Source organism: Pantoea sp. GM_Pan_3, from assembly GCF_026541045.1.
GTDB lineage: Bacteria > Pseudomonadota > Gammaproteobacteria > Enterobacterales > Enterobacteriaceae > Pantoea > Pantoea anthophila.
In genome coordinates, this window is the sequence record NZ_JALNVA010000001.1 from 1,150,865 (window position 1) to 1,169,844 (window position 18,980).

Genomic DNA, 18,980 nt, shown 5'->3' on the forward strand with positions numbered 1-18,980 from the left:
CTTTACGCCTCAGGCAGGTGGCAGCCCGTGCTGCCATCGCCTTCACTGCTGAAATGCATACACATTTCCTAAGTCTAGCAGCTTCGTCAGTTCATCCAGCGCGTCACGACCCTCCCGCAGCAGCTGCGGATCCACCAGGTCGGCCTGGGTCAGCCGATCGCGGTAGTGGCGGTCGACCCAGCTGTTCAGGGCGGCGAACAGCCGATCGTTCATCAGCACGGCGGGATTGACGGCCTGCTGCTCCTGAGGCGTCAGCACCACCCGCAAACGCAGGCAGGCTGGCCCACCGCCGTTGTACATACTTTCACGCAGATCAAACACCTTCAGATCCTTCAGCGGCCCATCCCCTTCCACCTGCTCGCACAGGTAACGCCAGACGTCCGGATGCTGACGCGACTCTTCCGGCAGCACCAGCATCATGGTGCCGTCGGGACGGCTCAACAGCTGACTGTTAAACAGATAGGTGTCGACCGCATCTTTTACCGATACCCGATTGTCTGGCACTTCCAGCGCCACAAATCCGGGCACGCGTGCCCGAAGCTGCGCCAGCAGTGCAGGCTGATCGACAAACGCCTGCTGATGGCAGAAGAGCATCTGCTGGTTACTCACCGCGATCACATCGTTATGAAAAACCCCCTGGTCGATAACCGCCGGATTCTGCTGCGCAAACAGCAGGTGTTCAGGTGAGAGCTGATGCAGACGGGCGACCGCTTCACTGGCCTCGCGCGTCTGGCGCGCCGGATAACGCTGCGGGGCTTTCCCCTCATGGCTGCTGTCACGGCCATAGACAAACAGCTGTACGCCCCGCTCGCCATAGTCGCCCCCCAGGCGGTTGTGATTTGCGGCCCCTTCATCGCCGAACATCGCCACCTGAGGCAGCGCATCGTGCACCGCAAAATGGTCTCTGTCGCGGAAGATGGCGCGCAGCAGTCCGGCGGTTTCCGGGGCTTCCATCGCGCGGTGAAATTTATTGTTCAGGTTGGCCACCGTCAGGTGAACCCGGCCATCACCGCTGTCGGCTGACGGCGACACGGTGGCCGCATTGGCGACCCACATCGCCGAGGCGGAACTGGCCGCAGAGAGTAAGCCCGGCGCGGTTTTCCCGGCCGACGCCAGTACCTGCTCGTCACTGCCACCGAAGCCAAGCTGGCGCAGCACCGCGATATTAGGACGCTCATGCGGGGGGATCACCCCCTGCACAAACCCCATATCGGCCAGCGCCTTCATCTTCAGCAGCCCCTGCTTTGCCGCCAGACGGGGGTTCGAGGGCTGCAGCTGATTGCGGGTTGAGGCTTCATTACCAAATGAGAGCCCGGCATAGTGGTGGGTCAACCCCACCAGACCGTCAAAGTTCGCTTCGGTGGCCTTCATAGCAACGTCTCCGGGGGTGAGAAATCCAGGCCTGGTGAAAGCGTGGCGGGCAGCGTCAGATCCGGCGTCTCCAGCGAGGCCATCGGCCAGGCGCAGTAGTCTGCCGCGTACCAGGCGCTGGCCCGATGGTTACCCGAGGCCCCAATGCCGCCAAACGGCGCGGTACTGGCGGCACCGGTGAGCGGTTTGTTCCAGTTGACGATGCCGGCTCGCGCCTCCAGCAGCAGCTGATCAAACTGCGCGCGCAGGGGGGAGATCAGGCCACACGACAGGCCGTAGCGGGTCTGGTTCGCCAGTGCTATCGCCTCGTCAAAGGTGTCGTAACGGATCACATTAAGCAGCGGGCCAAAAACCTCCTCGTCCGGAATGCCCTGCACGCCGGTGATATCAATGATGCCGGGCGTCAGGATCGCGCTGTGGCGATCCGGCCAGCGCATCGCCAGCAGCACCTCGCCGCCCGCCTCCACCCGCCGCTGCCACTCCGTCATGATCTTCTCTGCCGCGCCGGTTGAAATCACGCTGCCCATAAAAGGGGGCGGTTCGGCATCCCAGGCCGCCGGCTGCAGCCGGCCTGCAACCTCCACCAGACGCTGCAGAAACGCCTCACCCGCCGCTCCGCGCTTCACCAGCAGGCGACGGGCGCAGGTGCAGCGCTGTCCCGCCGTAATAAAGGCGGATTGCAGCGTGATGTTGACTGCCGCATCCAGGTCCGCCGGATCCTCGACAATCAGGGCATTGTTGCCGCCCATCTCCAGCGCCAGCATCTTTTCAGGCTGACCGGCAAACTGGCGATGCAGCTGATAGCCGGTATGGGCGCTGCCGGTAAACAGCAGGCCGTCGATCTGGCTGCAGCTGGCCAGTGCCTGGCCCGTTTCACGTCCGCCCTGCAGCAGCCCCAGCACACCGGCAGGCAGGCCTGCCGCCAGCCAGATCCGCACGGTTTTTTCGGCGGTCAGCGGCGTCAGCTCACTGGGTTTGAAGACCACGCAGTTTCCCGCCAGCAACGCCGGCACGATGTGGCCGTTTGGCAGATGACCGGGGAAGTTATAGGGGCCGAACACCGCCAGCACGCCGTGGGGACGATGGCGCAGGGAACTTTCGCCCTGCTGCTGTTCACCGGTGCGACTATGGTAAGCCTTCACTGAAAAGCCGATTTTATTGATCATCGCCGCCACTTCGGTCAGCGCTTCCCAGCGCGGTTTCCCGGTTTCACGCGCAATGGTGTCGGCCAGCTCCGCTTTTTGCGCGTCCAGTCCGGCCGCAAATTTTTCGATGATGGCCTGGCGCTCCGCCAGCGGGCGGGTTGCCCAGCCCGGAAACGCGCCGCGCGCCGCCTCGCAGGCGGCGGCGACCTGCTCTGCCGAAGCCGCCTGCCCCTGCCAGAGCGGTTCCCCTCTCACCGGGTCCGCTTTCGTCAGGTGCTCTGCCTCGCCGCTCTGCCACTCTCCCTTAATCAGGTGCGTCATGCTGTTTTCTCCTCTTTGCAGAGCGTCACCACCCGCAGGCTGTCGCCCGGCTGGCAGTGGAGCGCCCGCATCTGTTCGTCCGTCAGTTTTATGCTGTCACCGTCGGCATCTGCCGGGATCAGCGCCACACGGAACTGGCGGTAATGGTTATTGGCGACCAGGCAGAGCGGTGCATCCGCCGGATTTTCACCCCGCTCTGCGCCGCGCAGCCGGCTTTTGCGGATGGCGCGGATGCGGTCAATGTCGCACTCCAGTGTCGGGCCGCCATCAAAGATGTCGATATAGTTGAGGTAGCGGAAGCCCTCCGCTTCCAGTACGGCCCGGGCAGGTGCCGTCTGCGGGTGAACCTGCCCGATGACCGCCTGCGCCTCCGGGGTCAGATAGTCGATATAGAGCGGATGTTTCGGCATCAGTTCGGCAATAAAGGCTTTCTGGCCGGTGCCGCTGAGGAAGTCCGCTTTGCTGAAGTCCATTGAGAAGAAGCGGCTGCCGACGCTCTCCCAGAAGGGTGAGTGGCCCTGCTCATCGCTGACGCCCCGCATCTCCGCGACTACCCGCTCCATAAAACGGTCACGGAAGTTAGCCATAAACAGGAAGCGTGATTTGGACAGCAGATAGCCATTTTTGCCGTCACGATACTCAGGGTCGAGAAACAGGGTGCAGAGCTCGCTGCTACCGGTGTGGTCGTTACTCAGCGACAGGGTCGGCAGCGCGGCGTAGACGTTCAGCTCTTTCGACGCGTGCACCTGGGTGCCGACGCGGAAGTTATACCAGGGGTCCTGCAGGCCCACCGCCACCTCAATGGCGCAGATGCCCACCGCGCGATTATCTTCACTGTCGGCCAGCACAAAGACGTAGCCCTGCTCAGCGCGCGGCAGCGTATCCTGCCAGGTTTGCAGCGATCGATCGATTCGCGCCTGAAGCGTGGCGCTATCGACCGGCAGCGAGGTCAGCCCGCCGCCGGTTTTGCCTGCCAGCGTCATCAGCTGGCTTAAATCATCGCGTTCAACCGGACGGATTACCATCATGATGCGGACCCTCGTACCAGACTTTCACAGGCCTCGGCAAAGCGTGCCATACCCAGCTTCACCTCCTGCTCGCTGATGTTCAGGGCCGGGGCAAAACGCACCACGTTCGCGCCCGCAATCAGCACCATGACGCCCATCTCAGCGGCAGCCAGGTTAATCGCTTTGGCTTTGCCGGCATACGCATCGCTCAGCACCGCACCTATCAGCAGGCCCAGGCCGCGCACCTCTTTAAACAGCTGCAGACGCTGGTTGATCTCCGCCAGAGCCGAGACGATCCACTGGTGACGCTCTGTCACTCCCGTCATAAAGTCCGGCTGATTGACCAGTTCCATCACTTTACCGGCCACCGCGCCCGCCAGCGGATTACCGCCATACGTGGTGCCGTGTGTGCCGACACCCATCACGCTCGCCAGATCGTTGCGCGTCAGCATCGCCCCAATCGGGAAGCCACCGCCGAGCGCTTTGGCGCTGGTCAGGACATCGGGTGTGACGCCGTAGTGCATATAGGCATAAAGCGAACCGGTGCGGCCCACGCCGCTCTGCACTTCATCAAAAATCAGCACGGCCTGATGCCTGTCGCAAAGTTCACGCAGTCCGCGCAGGAACGCCGGATCGGCAGGCAGTACGCCGCCCTCCCCCTGGATGGGTTCCACAATCACTGCGCAGGTCTGGTCATTAATGAGTTCCGCCGCGGCCGCCAGGTCATTAAACGGGGCATGCTGGATGGCAGGTGGCAGCGGGGCAAAATCCTGAGAGTAAGCGGGCTGTCCCCCGGCGGTGACGGTAAAGAGCGTGCGGCCATGAAACGCATTCTTAAATGCCACAATGCCACTTTTCTGCGGGCCGACCCGATCGTGGGCCACTTTGCGCGCCAGCTTCAGCGCCGCTTCGTTGGCCTCCGCACCGGAGTTACAGAAAAAGACCCGGTCAGCAAAGGTGGCATCAATTAACTGCTTCGCCAGTCGCAGGATCGGCTCATTGGTGTAGCCATTGCCGGTGTGCCATAAACGGGCGGCCTGCTCCTGCAACGCCTGTTGTAATGCCGGATGCGCATGCCCTAACGCATTCACGGCGATGCCACCGGCGAAGTCGACGTAGTCTTTGCCATTCTGATCCCAGACGGTTGAGCCCTCCGCGCGAACCGGGACAAATGTCGCGGGTGCATAAACCGGCATCATCCATTGATCGAAATCGTGACGTGAAACGTGCAGTGCCATAACCCATTCTCCTGCTTTCCCGGTCGGGTAAAGCTATTGTTTTAAAATTGTTAAGGGATGTTGTAATGCAGCCCTACTGTAGAGTGCAGTTAACGTGCCAGCCAGAGAATTAACTGCATAAAATCGTCACCCTGACGTAATATCAATAAGTTACACGCCGCTGCTATTCACTTTTTTTGCATATATAGTGAATAATTGTCTGATTGCAGCGGCAGAGCCGGGTTTTAAATAGCGGAATTATGCAATCGCGGGATGAAATATCGCTTTTGTGATCGCTGATAAACAATCACTCCGCAAAAGGGCCGAAGAGTGCCCTGTTTTAGCGCAGCCTGCCTCGCGACGGTGCAGGATGAGGCGCAGAATATTCAGCGAGAGAGGATGACGACATGCCAGGATTTAACAGAATCTTTTCATTTAAGCGGGCAGATCGACGTCTGGCCTGATTATTTTTTGAGCGGATAAATAAAATGAAAACGATTTCTTCTGTATTATTCCCGATGTGATTATTGGCAGCGAAATAACCTTTGAAATAAAGATGAACAGATATTACTACGCAGACTAATGGTTAGAATAAAACCCTTATCGCTTATTTGCGTTAATGCCTTATCCATAATTTAATCAGCGGGAATGATGATTTAAAAACATACAAAATGCCGGGAATAGAAAAGCAACAACCACCAATTAAACACTGATAATCATCACTTTTTTATTAAACACAATAAAACCCATCAGAAGAAATTCTTATTGCATCCGAATTTAATCGTCTTTCAGACACGCATTTTCCTTTACTGAATATGCATATCACATTTTGTTACTTTTATTGCGCTTTGTAATTTTAACTTTTTGTGTCATTTTCTTTTCACCCCGCAGCCGGGGCATAATAATTAATGAATACAGGGTAATGAATAAATGATGAAGCGCACTTTACTGGCGGCTGTCATGCCGTTACTGCTCGGTCTCTCTTCAGTGCAGGCCGCAGAAATTTATAACAAGGATGGAAATAAGCTGGATCTGGTCGGCAAGATTAACGTGTCGCACCTCTTTTCTGACGACGATAAGAACAACGGTGATACCTCCTCTTATTCCCGCCTGGGTTTTAAAGGCGAAACAAAGATTACCGATCAGCTGACCGGCTACGGTTTCTGGCAGTATCAGTACAGCCTGCACAACTCAGAAGGCAGCGATGCGCAGAGCGGCAACCGTACCCGCCTGGGTTACGCTGGCCTGAAGTTTGGCGAAGCCGGTGCGCTGGATTATGGACGTAACTACGGCCTGGTGTATGACGCGCTGAGTTACACCGATATGCTGCCCTTCTTTGGCGGCGATTCCGGCTACACCGACGCCTTCCTCTCTGGCCGCTCAACCGGCGTGCTGACCTGGCGTAACAGCGATTTCTTTGGCCTGGTTCAGGGATTAAATGTTGCCGCGCAGTATCAGGGTAAAAACGATCGCAGCGCTAACACCGACGGCGTACGTCGTTCTAACGGCGATGGCTTTGCCCTCTCTGCCTCTTATGACTTCGATTTCGGCCTGAGCTTCGCCGGGGCCTTTGCCAGCCTGGATCGCACAACGGCGCAGAACGCCGCCCCACGCGGTGAAGGCGAAAAAGCGCAGCACTGGGCGACCTCAGTGAAATATGATGCGAACCAGGTTTATCTGGCCGCGATGTATGGTGAAACCCTGAACGCCACGCCGATCACCAACGGTTTCGCAAACAAGGCGCAGAACTTTGAAGCCGTTGCTCAGTATCAGTTCCTGAATGGTTTCCGTCCGTCTGTGGGTTACGTCTCATCGAAAGGTAAAGAGATTGAGAATATCGGCGACGCCGACATTGTCAAATACACCGCGGTGGGTGAGACCTACTACTTTAACAAGAATATGTCGGTCTATGGCGAATACCGCATCAACCTGTTGAAAGACAACAACCCGCTTAATCTGGCCACGGATGATATTACGGCCGTGGGTCTGATCTATCAGTTCTGATGCCCATGCGGCCCGGCACACGCTGCCGGGCCCGTTTTATTATCGCTGTGCCAGCTGAGTTTCCGGGTCTGGCTCAATAACGGAGACGGCGGCTTCCTGGATGAATCCCTCTGCATCCGCCGACGCCAGCAGCAGTGTGGCCTGCTCAGCCGGTATCGGACGACTGAAGAGATAGCCCTGACCGTAGTCACAACCGCGCTTTCTCAGCCATCTCAGCGTTGAGACATCCTCAATACCTTCTGCGGTAATAATGACGTTCAGCTCCTGACAGAGCGTCAGCAGGGTTTCCACCACCTTGCGCTGCTCCGACCCGGTGACGATCCCGGCAATAAACGACTGATCGATTTTGATTTTGGTAATCCCCAGCCCCAGCAGCACCGACAGGTTGGAGTAGCCGGTGCCGAAATCATCCAGCACGACCCCAATCCCCTCCTCCCTGAGGCGTCTGATCGCCTGACGGGCATCGTCGGAGATCGCCATCACGTTCTGTTCAGTGATTTCGAGCTCCAGCATCACCGGCCCGGCCTGCTGCATAATGGCGGAGAGGCAGTTGGTCAGCGCAGGTCTCAGCAGCTGCTCCGGGGTGATATTCAGCGACAGACCGAGCCCGGCAGGCCATGCCCGCGTGGCGCTGACGGCATCCTGCAGCAGCGCCACGGTCAGGCTGTCCATCAGCCCGAGCCGCTCCACCACGGGCAGAAACTGAGCGGGTGCCACCGTCTGACCGGAGGCGGTGATCCAGCGCGCCAGGATCTCAAACCCGGTGATGTTGCCGGTGCGCAGCGAAACCAGCGGCTGCAGGAAAGGCACGATGGCGTGCCCGCTCACGGCAGCGGCGACCTCATGCTCCAGCTTCTCCCGCTGCAGGAAGCGCAGCGCCATATCCGGCGTGAAACGGGCCAGAGAGGCCTCTTTATTGCGCTTCGCCTCACAGAGCGCCAGATCGGCGGCCCTCACCACATCCTCCTGTCCCGGACAGTCAGAACTGGCAATTCCTGCAGAGAGGTGCATAACGGTATGCGGCCCGGTGCGGATGGCTGAGGCATGCTCACAGATCCTGCCGGCCTCCACCAGCGCCTGCTCGGCCTGAGACGCCGCCATGACCAGGGCAAACTCATCGCCACCGATGCGAAACACCTGACTTTCCGTGCCAGCCGACGCGGTCAGCATCGACGCGAGCGCCACCAGGATAGTGTCCCCCTGACGATGGCCGTTGAGATCGTTGATAGTTTTGAAATCATCGATATTAAGCAGCGTCAGGGTATAGGGCATCCCACAGGCATCCAGCGCGGCGATATGCGCATTGAACGATCGGCGATTGAGTACGCCGGTCAGCGCATCGGTTCCGGCCAGCCTGAGCGCATTTTTTTCGGCCAGCAGCATTTTGCGGATCAGACCCGCAATCAGCAGCGCCGGAATCACCATCGCCAGCCCGGCGAAAGCGGTCGATGTCAGGATGAACCGTAAGCGTTCGCTGGTTTCAAAATCCAGGTTATAGCTCAGGCCGAGCAGATGAGCGAGGTGCGCCTCAAGCCCATATTCCCACAATGTGGAAAGTAAAAAGATGGTCGCAATATTCAGCATTGCGAGCCAGAAAAGTTTCAGGCGCATGCGTTAATTCCTGGTGATGAAAGGTGTCAGAGTGTTGTTTTAATTTTTTTGTAAAAACCGGGGCGTGATGGTTAAACACGGTCTGCACGTGGCTGACAATAATGACCCCTTTTGTTCTGCCTGGTACCAATCAGGCGTTCTCACTGGCTGTGTGACAGTGAGGCAGAGAATCGCTCCTGACCGGCAGGGGCAGAACCGATCACTCATACCAGTCAGGGATCTATCGGCAGCGGCGGGCGTTTTAACAGGTCCGACCGGATAAATTAATCCCCCTGCGGTGTTTCTTCCCGGCAAGTCACTGAATAGCACGGCAATAAATAGTGCTCAATTTAGTTAATAGCAACCCTCCAGAATTGCCGCTGACGGCCGATACCGTCTTAACTAATGACCCCTTCCGGAAAAACACATGAAAATCTCAACGCGTCTGAGTGCAGGTTTTGGTTTACTGATTTTGCTGTTAGTTATCTGTGCTGGCACAGCGATTCACGCCCTGGACAGTGCCCGCGATGGCATGAACGAGGTGGTGAATGTGCGGCTGAAAAAGTATCAGACGGTGCTCGATATGCGGGGCGGCGTCCGTGATATGGCGATTGCCGTGCGCAACCTTGCCCTGCTGACCGATCCGAAGGCGATGCAGCCTGAGTGGGAACGCCTGCAGAAACAGCGGGCGCTTTACATCAGCAACCGCGAAGCGCTGGCACGCATGATGCAGACGGACGCCGGGCAGGCCGGGCGGGAAGCGATGGACCGGATTGAGTCCAGCGAGGGTGCGGCCCTCTCCACGCTGATGACGGCGGGGAAACTGGGGCTGGAAAACCGTCAGCAGGAGGTCACAGATTATCTGTTAAACGTCGCGCGACCGGCACAGCAAAGCCTGCTGAAGGCGATAAACGATCTGACCGAGCTTGAGATGCGCAGCAGCCAGGAGACCGTCGTGGAGAATGGCAACAGCATTGGTCGCACCACCCGCATACTGATGATCCTGACGGTCATCTCTCTGCTGGCGGCGGTCGCCACCTGCACATTCATTGTGCGGATGCTGATGCGCCAGCTGGGCGGTGAACCGATCCAGGCGCAGACGCTGGCGGCAGCGATCGCGGCTGGTGATCTCACCTCGCCGGTCACGCTGCGGACGGGTGACACGACAAGCCTGCTCGCCTCACTGAACAGCATGCAGACACACCTGCGCGGCATGGTCACGCAGATTAAAGACGCCTCGGCGTCGGTTGCGCTGGCGGCCGATGAGATTTCCCAGGGCAACACGGAGCTCTCTTCACGCACCGAAGAGCAGGCCGCGGCCCTGCAGGAAACCGCAGCCAGTATGGAGCAGCTGACCGCCACAGTGAAAAGTAATGCCGCAGGCGCGCAGCAGACAGCGGGTTCTGCGCGCGAGGCGGCCATGCTGGCCCATGACGGCGAAGCGGATGTGCATCGTCTGGCGCAGACCATGCAGGAGATTTCGCTGAGTGCGGTCCGGGTCCGGGATATCACCGCGGTGATTGAAGGGATCGCCTTCCAGACCAATATTCTGGCGCTCAACGCCGCCGTGGAAGCGGCGCGCGCCGGTGAAGAGGGTCGCGGATTTGCGGTCGTTGCCGGTGAGGTCCGTTCACTGGCCCAGCGCAGCGCCACAGCAGCCCGTGACATCAAACAGCTGATTGAGCAGGCCGTGACGCAGGTCGAAGGCGGTGTGAGCGTCGCGGCGGGAACGGGTGAACGTATTCTGAAGATTGTCAGCCGCGTCGGTGAACTGGCCGATGCGATGGACAACCTCTCACTCTCCTCCAGCGAGCAGATGCAGGGCATCTCTCAGGTCAGCGTTGCGGTAAGTCAGATGGATGGGGTTACCCAGAACAACGCCGCGCTGGTGGAGGAGTCCTCGTCAGCCTCGCAGTCACTGCTGGCCCAGGCGCGCGATCTGCGCGGCATGGTCGAGACCTTCACGGTTTAACGCTCTCCGGCAGACCACGCCGCACCGAACGTGGCGGGTGGAGACGTGCTGAACGCGCAGCCGCTTCAGCACGTTGTGCACCCGGCGTGGCTGCCGGTTGGGTTGACTTCAATTTAATTTGACTCAATACTGGTTTGCCTTTCCATCCGGGGGCAACGGAACCGGTTTCTTCCCGCCGCAACGGCCCCCGACAGAGCGGGTGCCTGACAGCGTAAAGCGAGGTGGCCGCCAGGGTTGCCAACCCGGAGCAGCTGCGGTGCCCTTACAGCGGAGACGCATCAGGATGCCGCCCCCCGTCCCCGACTCAGAATGAGTAAACATATGAACGATGAAACCACGGGGATCTGTGAAACGCCGCCGCCTGGCGCAGCACCGGAAACGATCGATCAGTTTCTCTGCTTTGCGCTCTACTCCGCCTCCCTCGCGATGACAAAACTGTATCAGTCACGGCTGAAGCCGCTGGGGCTGACCTATCCGCAGTATCTGGTGCTGCTGGTGCTGTGGGAAAAAGATCGCCTGACCGTTTCCGAAATCGGGGCGCGCGTCCGGCTCGACTCCGGCACGCTCAGTCAGCTTCTTAAGCGGCTGGAGAGTGCGGGCGTGATCTGCCGCCAGCGTGATACCGGCCAGGATGAGCGCCGGGTATGGGTCTCCCTGACCGAGCAGGGCCACCAGCTTAAAGTGACGGCGGCGGGCGTGCCGGCAGATATGATTTCGGTGATGGACACGGCCTGCCATGAGCTTGTCGATCTGACAGCCCAGGTCGCTACGCTGCGGGACAAATTAGTGAAGGCGTTGCCATGATGGCCGCACACATCAGGGCGGCGGCCAGCCCGGGCCTGCGGCATCGCCTCAGCAGACCGCTTTCAGAAAACATTCAGCAACACTGTTGCGCGGGGGTCGCCTTTGAGCACGAATAAACCGGTCGACATGGATGAGGTGCATGCCGTGGTCGGCCATGCGGTCGCCAGCCTGCTGAGGTCTGGCCAGCCAGCGGGCGCAGAAGAGATCCTGGCGTTTCTCCGGCAGCAGGAGGCGCGCTCCGTCAACGGCCAGAGAGATATCTATACCCATGCATTACGGGTGGTGATGGCCATCGTGCGCTGACAGACGCGCTGCCGGACGACAGGCTGACGGGATGCAGGCTATGCCGGGCCGCTGTTGCGGCGGACTGTTCAGCCCGCCTTTTATGCGCGATTACTCGCCGTGTGCCGCCCGGGCAACCTCACGCACGGCGCTCTCGACCCGCTCCGAATCTTTCTGAATGCTGGCGATAACCTCGCCCGCCTCACGCATCAGGCTCACTCCCTGACCGGTACTCGCCAGCGACGTTTCAATGCCACGCAGCACCTCTCGCGCCAGTTCGTTGTTGCCCGCCACAACCCGTTCGATCTCCTCGGTCGCGCTGCTGACGCTGGCGGCCAGGGTGCGCACCTCGGCCGCGACGACGGCAAAACTGCGGCCCGACGCGCCTGCCCGCGCCGCCTCAATGGCGGCATTGAGGGCGATCAGTCGGGTCTGCATAGCAAAACGCCGGATGGTTTCTACCATGCCATCGATGCTGGCAGACTGACTGTTGAGGCGCGAGACATCGGCCGACACAACGCCCATCTCCTGAGCGATCTGGCTGATCTTCTGAATGCTGTTTTCAATCACATCGGCCCCGGCCTGCGCACTGCCCCGCGTCTGAACCGCCATATTCCAGGCGTTCAGCGCCGCGTCATATTCCTGCTGATTACGCAGCACCTGCTCAGTCACATCGGTGGCGAACTTCACAATTTTGTCGAGCTGCCCGTCGCTGTTGAAGACCGGATTGTAGGTCGCCCTGAGCCAGAGCGGTTCGCCCCGCCGGTTGAGCCGGGGAAACTGCCCCGAAAAGAATTCACCCTGATTCAGCCGCGCCCAGAACTGACGGTACTCCTCGCTCCCTGAAAGTTCTGCTGAACAGAAAAGCCGGTGATGCTGTCCCACCACCTCCGCAGCCTGATAGCCAGTGGCCTGGAGAAAGTTGTCGTTTGCCTCCAGCACAATCCCGTCAGGGCTGAAAGCGATCATCGCCATCGAGCGGCTGATCGCATTAATGATGGATTCTTTCTCCAGCGACGACTGCATCCTCTCTGAGATATCGGCGGCGATCTTGATGATTTTGAACACCCGGCCGCGTCGATCGGTCACCGGAATATAGCTTGCCTCCAGCCAGACCGGGCGCATGCCGTTAGCCAGCCGCAGATATTTGTCGCTGAAGCTCTCCCCTGCCGCGAGGCGCTGCCAGAAACGCTGATATTCAGCTGAGTTCACCAGCGCAGGCGGACAGAACATGCGGTGATGCTGACCCACGATCTCCTCCGCCCGGTATCCCATCGTCGCCAGAAACAGCGGACTGGCCCGGCGGATAATGCCAGCCGGGGTGAACTCAATCACGGCCATGGCGCCGCCCAGCGAGGTGAACGACGCGGCAGCGTGCAGGCCACGCTGACGGATAAAAGAGGGAAGCAGAGTTTTCAGTACATTCAGGCGCATCAGCAAATCCGAAAAGGAGTGGGAACTGCTGTAGTTATCGGCATTTTCCCGTCACGCCTTATCCATTGCTGCGATAGTTGCGGCTGATGATTGCAACCTGATGTTACTGCTTTTCAGCCCCCGCCCGGCTCAGGCAGCGCAGGCGGGGCAACGCCGCCGCAGAGGCCGCGGAGGTGGTTACAGCGCCGTGCCGGGAGCCATCAGATCGAAGCGATCGTTCTGCGACACGTCATCCATCGGCATCGGTGGCGCAATCTTCAGGGTGATCCAGTTCGAGGTCACGCGCTGCTGTTTGCTGTCCTCCAGCGTTACCGACAGGCGATATTCGTTGCTGGCATCGGGTGACGGGTCCCACTGCGGCAGGATAACACTCCAGCCCTGCGGATCGGCATTGTTGGCAGGCGGTGTCAGGCTCAGTGCCTGCGTATCGCCCTGCCAGCTCACCGCCCGGATAGCATAACTGGCGCGCACCTGCAGCTTCAGCGGCAGACTCTCGCCACTGCTGAGCTGCCAGGGCGGGGTCGCCAGAAAGACCGACAGGGTTTTACGCTGACGGAAGGCGAGCACCGGCGTCTCACTGCGGGTCACCGTATCGTAGCGGCTGCCGCGCAGCGAGTGCGCTTCAGCGACGTTATCGGCATCGAGCTGTCGGCGCAGCGCCACGCCGAAACGGTAGTTGAGCTTCAGACCCAGCTGATCCTGGCTCTCGCCGGCGCTGCTGGTTTTGTGGGTGGCGGAGAGCGTCACCAGTGGCACCGGCGTGTAGGAGAGACCAAACGACATGGCGGAAGGGTTGTGATAGCGGTTGCCGCTGTTAAACAGATCGACATTCTCCCCCAGATAGCGCTGATAGCTCACGGAGACGCCGAGCTGCCGGTAGAACGGCAGATAGCTCTGGCTGGTGATGTCATAGCCGCGCGCCATCCGCTGCTGCCGGGAATCGCTCAGGTTTTTCCAGCCGGAGAGAGGCTGATAGTAGTTGGCGGAGAGGCGCAGCGAATCGCTCCACGCCTCTGTGCCGACCGAGGCGCGCTGCAGGCCGCTGCTGAAGGTGCGGTCGACAAAGCCGTTGTAACCCAGCAGCCAGTTACCCGCCTCCCAGCGCTGGCCCAGTCCGGCGTTGCCGACCAGCCCATCGTCAGTTTCGTGCAGGCCAAGCTGGCTGAAGGTGAGCAGGCTGTTTTCATCGGCCAGGGCGCTGAAGAGATCGCCGCCGGTGCCGGTGAAGTTACCCTCCATGTCCACTTTCAGATCGAGCTGTGCAGTGCCATAAGGCGACAGCAGCGACTGCCCTTCGCTCTCTACCCGTTCGGCCACCTCATCCCGCAGATGATTGAACGCCCAGATGCCCGCCTGCTGGCCAAACGTGACGTTGCTGTCGTTTTTGCTCGCCTCGCCGATACTTTTGGCGACGGCCGCCAGCTTTTTGCTCCACGCCTCATCCTGATCGCTGGCACTGCCGAGGGTCGGCAGGGCGTCGCTGTAGCGCGCGGGATCGTCGAATGGCGTCTCTGACACGGCGGTGTCGGTCTGAAACGCGTGCGCGGCAGGTATCGCGGAGAGCGACAGCGTGATTAAGGCGAGAAAACCCGTTTTCCGTATCATGTCACCTGGTAAATTGATTGATTCGTTGCTGCAACAAAAGCCAAATTATCAATCATTACCTTAACATATTGTGACGGCGATGCAGGACAGCAGCGGCAAAATGTGCATATAACAGAAAAGTCTGGCTGAAAAAGCCCGCCTGCGCGGCAGGCCAGCCGCGTCCGACGCTGTCAGGAGAAGATCAGTCCCCCATCCACATTAATGGTCTGACCGGTGATGTAGCGCGCATCCTCGGAGGCCAGAAAGGCCACCAGTCCGGCCACATCCTCCGGCTGTCCGGCGCGCTTCAGCGGAATGTTGTTGACCCACTCCGCCATCAGCTCACCTTTGCCGTAGGTTTTCTTTTCGCTGCTGAGGATCGCTCCCCAGACCCGATCGTTATAATCCCACATCTCACTCTCAATGATACCGGGACAAAAGGCGTTGACCGTGATGTTCCACGGGGCCAGCTCCAGCGCCAGGCTCTGCGTAATGCCAATCACCCCCATTTTGCTGGCGGCATAGTGCGGCGTGTAGATAAAGCCCTGCCGTCCCTGCCCCGACGAGGTGTTGATCAGGCTGCCGCTGCGCTGCGTCACCATATATTTTGCCGCTTCACGACAGCAGAGCCAGACGCCGGTGGTATTGACCGCCAGAATCCGCTCAAAGTCGCTTTTTGGCAGCGTATCGAACCGGTCAATGGTGATGACTCCCGCATTCTGGATCGACACATCAATCTGACCAAAGCGTTCGGCGGCCTGCTGATAGAGCTGCTGCACCGCGGCTTCATCGGTCACGTCAGCCTGCAGCGCCAGAATCTCACTGCCATACTGCTGCCGCAGCTGGTCGGCGGTGGCAAACACCCGGTCCGCATTGGATACCATCACCAGCCGCGCCCCGTCGCGGGCGAACCGCGCGGCGATACCGGCTCCAATCCCCCGGCAGGCACCGGTGATCACGACAGTTTTTCCCTGCTGTTTTCCGTTCATCATTGCTCCTGTTACGTGTGACGCACATCAGTGAGGGGTGCCGGCTGCGGCTTTTTTTCATGGCGACGCAGCAACACCACTTTGCTTTGCAGACGCTGCTGGAACTGATCAATCACCACGGCCGTGACAATCACCAGCCCTTTAATCACCATCTGCCAGAAATCGCTGACGCCCATCATCACCATGCCATCCGCCAGGAAGACGATAACGAAAGCGCCAATAATCGAGCCGGAGACGCGCCCGCGGCCCCCCGCCAGCGCGGTGCCGCCCAGTACGGTGGCCCCGATGGCGTCCATTTCAAACATGTTGCCGGTCATCGGGTGCGCGGTCTGCAGCTGAGACGCCACCACCAGCCCCACCAGCCCGGCGCAGAGGCCGGAAAAGGCGTAGACAAAGATTTTAACTTTGATGATCGGCACCCCTGCCAGCCGTGCGGCGGACTCGTTGCCGCCCGTGGCATAGATATAGCGCCCCAGCGGCGTTTTGCGCGTCAGGTAGAGTCCCAGCAGTAAAAAGCCGAGCATCAGCCAGATAGGCAGATAGACGCCCAGCAGGGTGCCGGACCCCAGCACGGCAAAGCCCGTGTTACCCAGGGCGGGCAGCCCGACCAGATTGGCGTAGGTGCCGCCATCGTTAAACAGCAGCGCCGCGCCCCGCGCCACATACATCATGCCCAGGGTGCAGATAAAGGGCGCCACGCCCAGCCGGGTGATCACCGTGCCGTTAATCAGTCCGGCCAGGATGCCAAAGAGGGCCACCACCAGAATCACTTCGGGCACGTTCAGGAACAGCGTGTTGCCGCCCCATAGCGGAATGCCAGTGGTCAGCAGCGCGCCCGCCACCATCCCGCAGATCCCGGCCACCGCGCCCACCGAGAGGTCTATGCCGCCGGTCAGGATCACCAGCGTCATCCCTATCGCCAGCAGCCCGGTGATCGCCACGTGCTGCGTCATGATCAGCAGGTTAGAGGGGGTGAGAAAGTTCGGTACCATCACGCTAAAAAAGCAGACCACGATCAGCAGCGCAATGAAGGTGCGCGCTTTGAGCAGGTACATGTAGAGCAGATATTTTTGGTTCATCAGATTCTCCGGCCCGCTTAATCCAGCGGGGTTGATGCCGCGATGAGGTGTTCGCGCGTGGCCGCTGCGCGGGGCAGATCGGCCGTTATCCGGCCATCGGCCATCACTAAAATCCGGTCCGCCAGTGCCATCACCTCATCCAGTTCGGAGGAGGAGAACATCACCGCCAGCCCCTGCTGCGCCAGATTGCCAATCAGGTGATAGACATCGGTCTTCGCGCCCACGTCGATGCCGCGTGTCGGCTCATCCAGCAGGACCACCTGCGGCCCGGTCATCAGCGCCTTACCCAGCACCACCTTCTGCTGATTACCGCCGCTCAGCGACGTGACCGGCAGGTCGGGATCGCTGACTTTGATCGCCAGATGGCCGATCATCTCACTGACCCGCTGCTGCTCGCGACGCGGGTTGAGCCGCCCCAGCGCCCGACGAAAGCCGCGCAGGCTGAAGTCCGAGAGCGTCATATTGGCGGTGATCGACATCAGTTCAATCACCCCTTCGCCTTTGCGATCCTCCGGCACCAGCGCAATGCCGCTTTTCAGCCGCTGCTGGAAGCTGCGTCTGGCCAGATCGCGGCCCGCCAGCCGCACCCGGCCCGACTGGCAGGGCATCAGGCCAATCAGCCCTTTAAACAGTTCTGTCCGACCGGCGCCGAGCAGGCCATAGATGCCGATCACCTCCCCCTTGCGCAGCGTAAAACTCACCGCATTCAGCCTGTAGCCACCGTTCTGATGCAGGGCAGTCAGCTCCTCCACCTCCAGCACGGTTTCCCCCTGCGGGGCAGGCTGGAAGTCGAACTGTTTTTTCCGGTCGCCCACCATCTGCGCGATAATCCACGGCACGCTGGCGTCGCGCACCTCGCGCTCACTGATAAAGCGGCCATCGCGGAAAATCGTGATGTGATCGCCGATTTCCATCAGCTCCTCCAGCCGGTGGGAGATGTAGATAATGGTGACGCCGCGCCGCTTGAGCTGCTCAATGACGCTGAACAGCACTTTCACCTCCGACTGGCTGAGCGCGCTGGTCGGCTCGTCCATAATCAGCACCCGGGTATCCTTGGAGAGCGCCCGGGCAATCTCCACCAGCTGCTGATGACCGATACCCAGCTCGCCCAGCGGCGCAAAAGGATCGACATCCAGCTGCAGCCGCTCCAGCAGCGACTTCGCCAGCGCATACTGATACTTCTCGTTGATCACCCCGCGCTGGAAAAACTCGTTAGCGATAAAGATGTTGTCCATGACGTTCATGTTGGGAAACAGGTTCAGCTCCTGAAAAATGATGCTGATCCCCTGTTTCTCCGCCTGCTGGGTGGAGTGAAGCGACACCGGTCGGCCATCCAGCAGAATCTCGCCCGATGAAGGCGTCTCCACGCCGGCCAGCATCTTCATCATGGTGGACTTCCCGGCGCCGTTCTCGCCGATCAGGACATTCACTTTGTTGCGGTAAACCCGGTAGTTGACCTGATCGAGTGCGGTTACGCCGGGGTAAAGACGCGACAGGTTGCGCGTTTCAATAATCACATCGCCGGGCTGTTGAGGTTGCTGCATCTGCCGCTCCTTATTGCCGGGTAATGGCGGCCGGGGTGATATCCGGCAGCTGTTGCGGAATGTCCCAGCTGCTGAACACGCCGGTCACCTTCACCTTATCGCCCACCTTCGGCGCGAACTGCTGCATCATCTGCGAGGCGTGCTGATTAATCGCCTTGCCGAAGTCACCGAACAGCACCTGGTCGTTAAAATCCTGATAACCTGCGCCCCGGTAGCCATCACGCAGCGCGGTGCCACGGATAATCGGCCCGATCTGAATAGTGACACTGTCACCTGATTCATCCTTTACGGTCATCTTTCCGCTGCGTGAGGTGGTGTTGACTGCCGTCACATCGCCCTGTACCGAGACGCTGAAGATGCAGGGATTCTCCGCCTGAGTGCGATAGCCGTCGGTCTGACAGGCAGTGTCAAAATCTTTGGCTGACCGCATTGCGGTGAGCAGCGCTGACACGGGCCGCGCCTCCGCCTGGAGTTGCGGCACCAGCTTTTGCTGCCAGAGCTGGTCAATATCAGCCATCTTCGGGTTAGGGGGATTTTTCAGGTCAGCCAGCTCCTGCTGCGACACAATTCGGCAGCCACTCAGCAGCGTGACCACCAGCGTCAGCCAGACTCTTCGGGACATCTTCTTCTCCCAGGC

The 18,980-nt window shown here is 59.8% G+C and carries 15 protein-coding genes; 4 read left to right on the top strand and 11 right to left on the bottom strand.

The genetic code is table 11. The features are described 5' to 3' along the window. Positions 1 to 42: 42 nt before the first annotated feature. The 4 genes from astB to OXR04_RS05510 are packed head-to-tail and all read right to left on the bottom strand — an operon-like array spanning position 43 to position 5,082. Positions 43 to 1,371: an N-succinylarginine dihydrolase gene (gene astB, locus OXR04_RS05495; RefSeq protein ID WP_267369407.1), complete on the bottom strand. Its 1,329-nt coding sequence runs from the start codon at positions 1,369 to 1,371 to the stop codon at positions 43 to 45. Then, complete coding sequence (gene astD, locus OXR04_RS05500; protein WP_267369408.1) at positions 1,368 to 2,837, bottom strand: succinylglutamate-semialdehyde dehydrogenase; 1,470 nt, start codon at positions 2,835 to 2,837, stop codon at positions 1,368 to 1,370. Before astD ends, astB begins: the two co-directional genes overlap by 4 nt. Then, positions 2,834 to 3,865, bottom strand: coding sequence for an arginine N-succinyltransferase (astA, locus tag OXR04_RS05505; protein WP_009090571.1), 1,032 nt, complete (start codon positions 3,863 to 3,865; stop codon positions 2,834 to 2,836). Before astA ends, astD begins: the two co-directional genes overlap by 4 nt. After that, entirely contained in the window at positions 3,862 to 5,082 is a 1,221-nt protein-coding gene (locus tag OXR04_RS05510) for an aspartate aminotransferase family protein (protein ID WP_140925173.1), read from the bottom strand. The genes astA and OXR04_RS05510 overlap by 4 nt, the downstream gene beginning before the upstream one ends. 909 nt (positions 5,083 to 5,991) lie before the next feature. On the opposite strand from OXR04_RS05510, the gene OXR04_RS05515 reads away from it, so the two are divergent. Then, positions 5,992 to 7,065, top strand: a complete 1,074-nt coding sequence (locus tag OXR04_RS05515; protein ID WP_276046992.1) for a porin — start codon at positions 5,992 to 5,994, stop codon at positions 7,063 to 7,065. A gap of 39 nt (positions 7,066 to 7,104) precedes the next feature. Here OXR04_RS05515 and OXR04_RS05520 read toward each other — a convergent pair whose 3' ends face one another. Next, positions 7,105 to 8,676 (bottom strand): bifunctional diguanylate cyclase/phosphodiesterase, encoded by a 1,572-nt coding sequence (locus OXR04_RS05520; RefSeq protein WP_267369409.1) that lies wholly within the window; start codon positions 8,674 to 8,676, stop codon positions 7,105 to 7,107. Between the two features lie 406 nt (positions 8,677 to 9,082). On the opposite strand from OXR04_RS05520, the gene OXR04_RS05525 reads away from it, so the two are divergent. From OXR04_RS05525 to OXR04_RS05535, 3 genes are all read left to right on the top strand, one after another. Continuing rightward, on the top strand, positions 9,083 to 10,627 hold the full coding sequence (locus tag OXR04_RS05525; RefSeq protein ID WP_154928103.1) for a methyl-accepting chemotaxis protein: 1,545 nt from the start codon (positions 9,083 to 9,085) through the stop codon (positions 10,625 to 10,627). A gap of 309 nt (positions 10,628 to 10,936) precedes the next feature. Further along, on the top strand, positions 10,937 to 11,431 hold the full coding sequence (locus OXR04_RS05530; RefSeq protein ID WP_033736279.1) for a MarR family transcriptional regulator: 495 nt from the start codon (positions 10,937 to 10,939) through the stop codon (positions 11,429 to 11,431). Between the two features lie 102 nt (positions 11,432 to 11,533). Continuing rightward, positions 11,534 to 11,734, top strand: a complete 201-nt coding sequence (locus OXR04_RS05535; RefSeq protein ID WP_111207460.1) for a hypothetical protein — start codon at positions 11,534 to 11,536, stop codon at positions 11,732 to 11,734. A 90-nt stretch (positions 11,735 to 11,824) separates the two neighbouring features. On the opposite strand, the gene OXR04_RS05540 is transcribed toward OXR04_RS05535, so the two are convergent. The 6 genes from OXR04_RS05540 to OXR04_RS05565 all read right to left on the bottom strand — a co-directional run bounded on the left by OXR04_RS05540 (position 11,825) and on the right by OXR04_RS05565 (position 18,965). After that, positions 11,825 to 13,147, bottom strand: coding sequence for a PAS domain-containing methyl-accepting chemotaxis protein (locus OXR04_RS05540; protein WP_150030004.1), 1,323 nt, complete (start codon positions 13,145 to 13,147; stop codon positions 11,825 to 11,827). A gap of 177 nt (positions 13,148 to 13,324) precedes the next feature. Continuing rightward, entirely contained in the window at positions 13,325 to 14,752 is a 1,428-nt protein-coding gene (locus tag OXR04_RS05545) for a YchO/YchP family invasin (RefSeq protein ID WP_267369410.1), read from the bottom strand. Positions 14,753 to 14,922: 170 nt separating this feature from the next. Further along, entirely contained in the window at positions 14,923 to 15,720 is a 798-nt protein-coding gene (locus tag OXR04_RS05550) for an SDR family oxidoreductase (protein ID WP_111207464.1), read from the bottom strand. Between the two features lie 11 nt (positions 15,721 to 15,731). Next, the gene (locus OXR04_RS05555; RefSeq protein WP_267369411.1) at positions 15,732 to 16,799 is read right to left on the bottom strand and encodes an ABC transporter permease; all 1,068 of its coding nucleotides are present in this window, start codon (positions 16,797 to 16,799) and stop codon (positions 15,732 to 15,734) included. Positions 16,800 to 16,816: 17 nt separating this feature from the next. Next, the gene (locus OXR04_RS05560) at positions 16,817 to 18,343 is read right to left on the bottom strand and encodes a sugar ABC transporter ATP-binding protein (RefSeq protein ID WP_267369412.1); all 1,527 of its coding nucleotides are present in this window, start codon (positions 18,341 to 18,343) and stop codon (positions 16,817 to 16,819) included. A gap of 10 nt (positions 18,344 to 18,353) precedes the next feature. Then, positions 18,354 to 18,965, bottom strand: a complete 612-nt coding sequence (locus tag OXR04_RS05565; protein WP_267369413.1) for a DUF2291 domain-containing protein — start codon at positions 18,963 to 18,965, stop codon at positions 18,354 to 18,356. Positions 18,966 to 18,980: the final 15 nt, after the last annotated feature.

Coding starts and splice junctions, on each gene's coding strand:
- astB (WP_267369407.1), bottom strand. CDS start 1,371: ATGAAGGCCACCGAAGCGAACTTTGACGGTCTGGTGGGGTTGACCCAC.
- astD (WP_267369408.1), bottom strand. CDS start 2,837: ATGACGCACCTGATTAAGGGAGAGTGGCAGAGCGGCGAGGCAGAGCAC.
- astA (WP_009090571.1), bottom strand. CDS start 3,865: ATGATGGTAATCCGTCCGGTTGAACGCGATGATTTAAGCCAGCTGATG.
- OXR04_RS05510 (WP_140925173.1), bottom strand. CDS start 5,082: ATGGCACTGCACGTTTCACGTCACGATTTCGATCAATGGATGATGCCG.
- OXR04_RS05515 (WP_276046992.1), top strand. CDS start 5,992: ATGATGAAGCGCACTTTACTGGCGGCTGTCATGCCGTTACTGCTCGGT.
- OXR04_RS05520 (WP_267369409.1), bottom strand. CDS start 8,676: ATGCGCCTGAAACTTTTCTGGCTCGCAATGCTGAATATTGCGACCATC.
- OXR04_RS05525 (WP_154928103.1), top strand. CDS start 9,083: ATGAAAATCTCAACGCGTCTGAGTGCAGGTTTTGGTTTACTGATTTTG.
- OXR04_RS05530 (WP_033736279.1), top strand. CDS start 10,937: ATGAGTAAACATATGAACGATGAAACCACGGGGATCTGTGAAACGCCG.
- OXR04_RS05540 (WP_150030004.1), bottom strand. CDS start 13,147: ATGCGCCTGAATGTACTGAAAACTCTGCTTCCCTCTTTTATCCGTCAG.
- OXR04_RS05545 (WP_267369410.1), bottom strand. CDS start 14,752: ATGATACGGAAAACGGGTTTTCTCGCCTTAATCACGCTGTCGCTCTCC.
- OXR04_RS05550 (WP_111207464.1), bottom strand. CDS start 15,720: ATGAACGGAAAACAGCAGGGAAAAACTGTCGTGATCACCGGTGCCTGC.
- OXR04_RS05555 (WP_267369411.1), bottom strand. CDS start 16,799: ATGAACCAAAAATATCTGCTCTACATGTACCTGCTCAAAGCGCGCACC.
- OXR04_RS05560 (WP_267369412.1), bottom strand. CDS start 18,343: ATGCAGCAACCTCAACAGCCCGGCGATGTGATTATTGAAACGCGCAAC.
- OXR04_RS05565 (WP_267369413.1), bottom strand. CDS start 18,965: ATGTCCCGAAGAGTCTGGCTGACGCTGGTGGTCACGCTGCTGAGTGGC.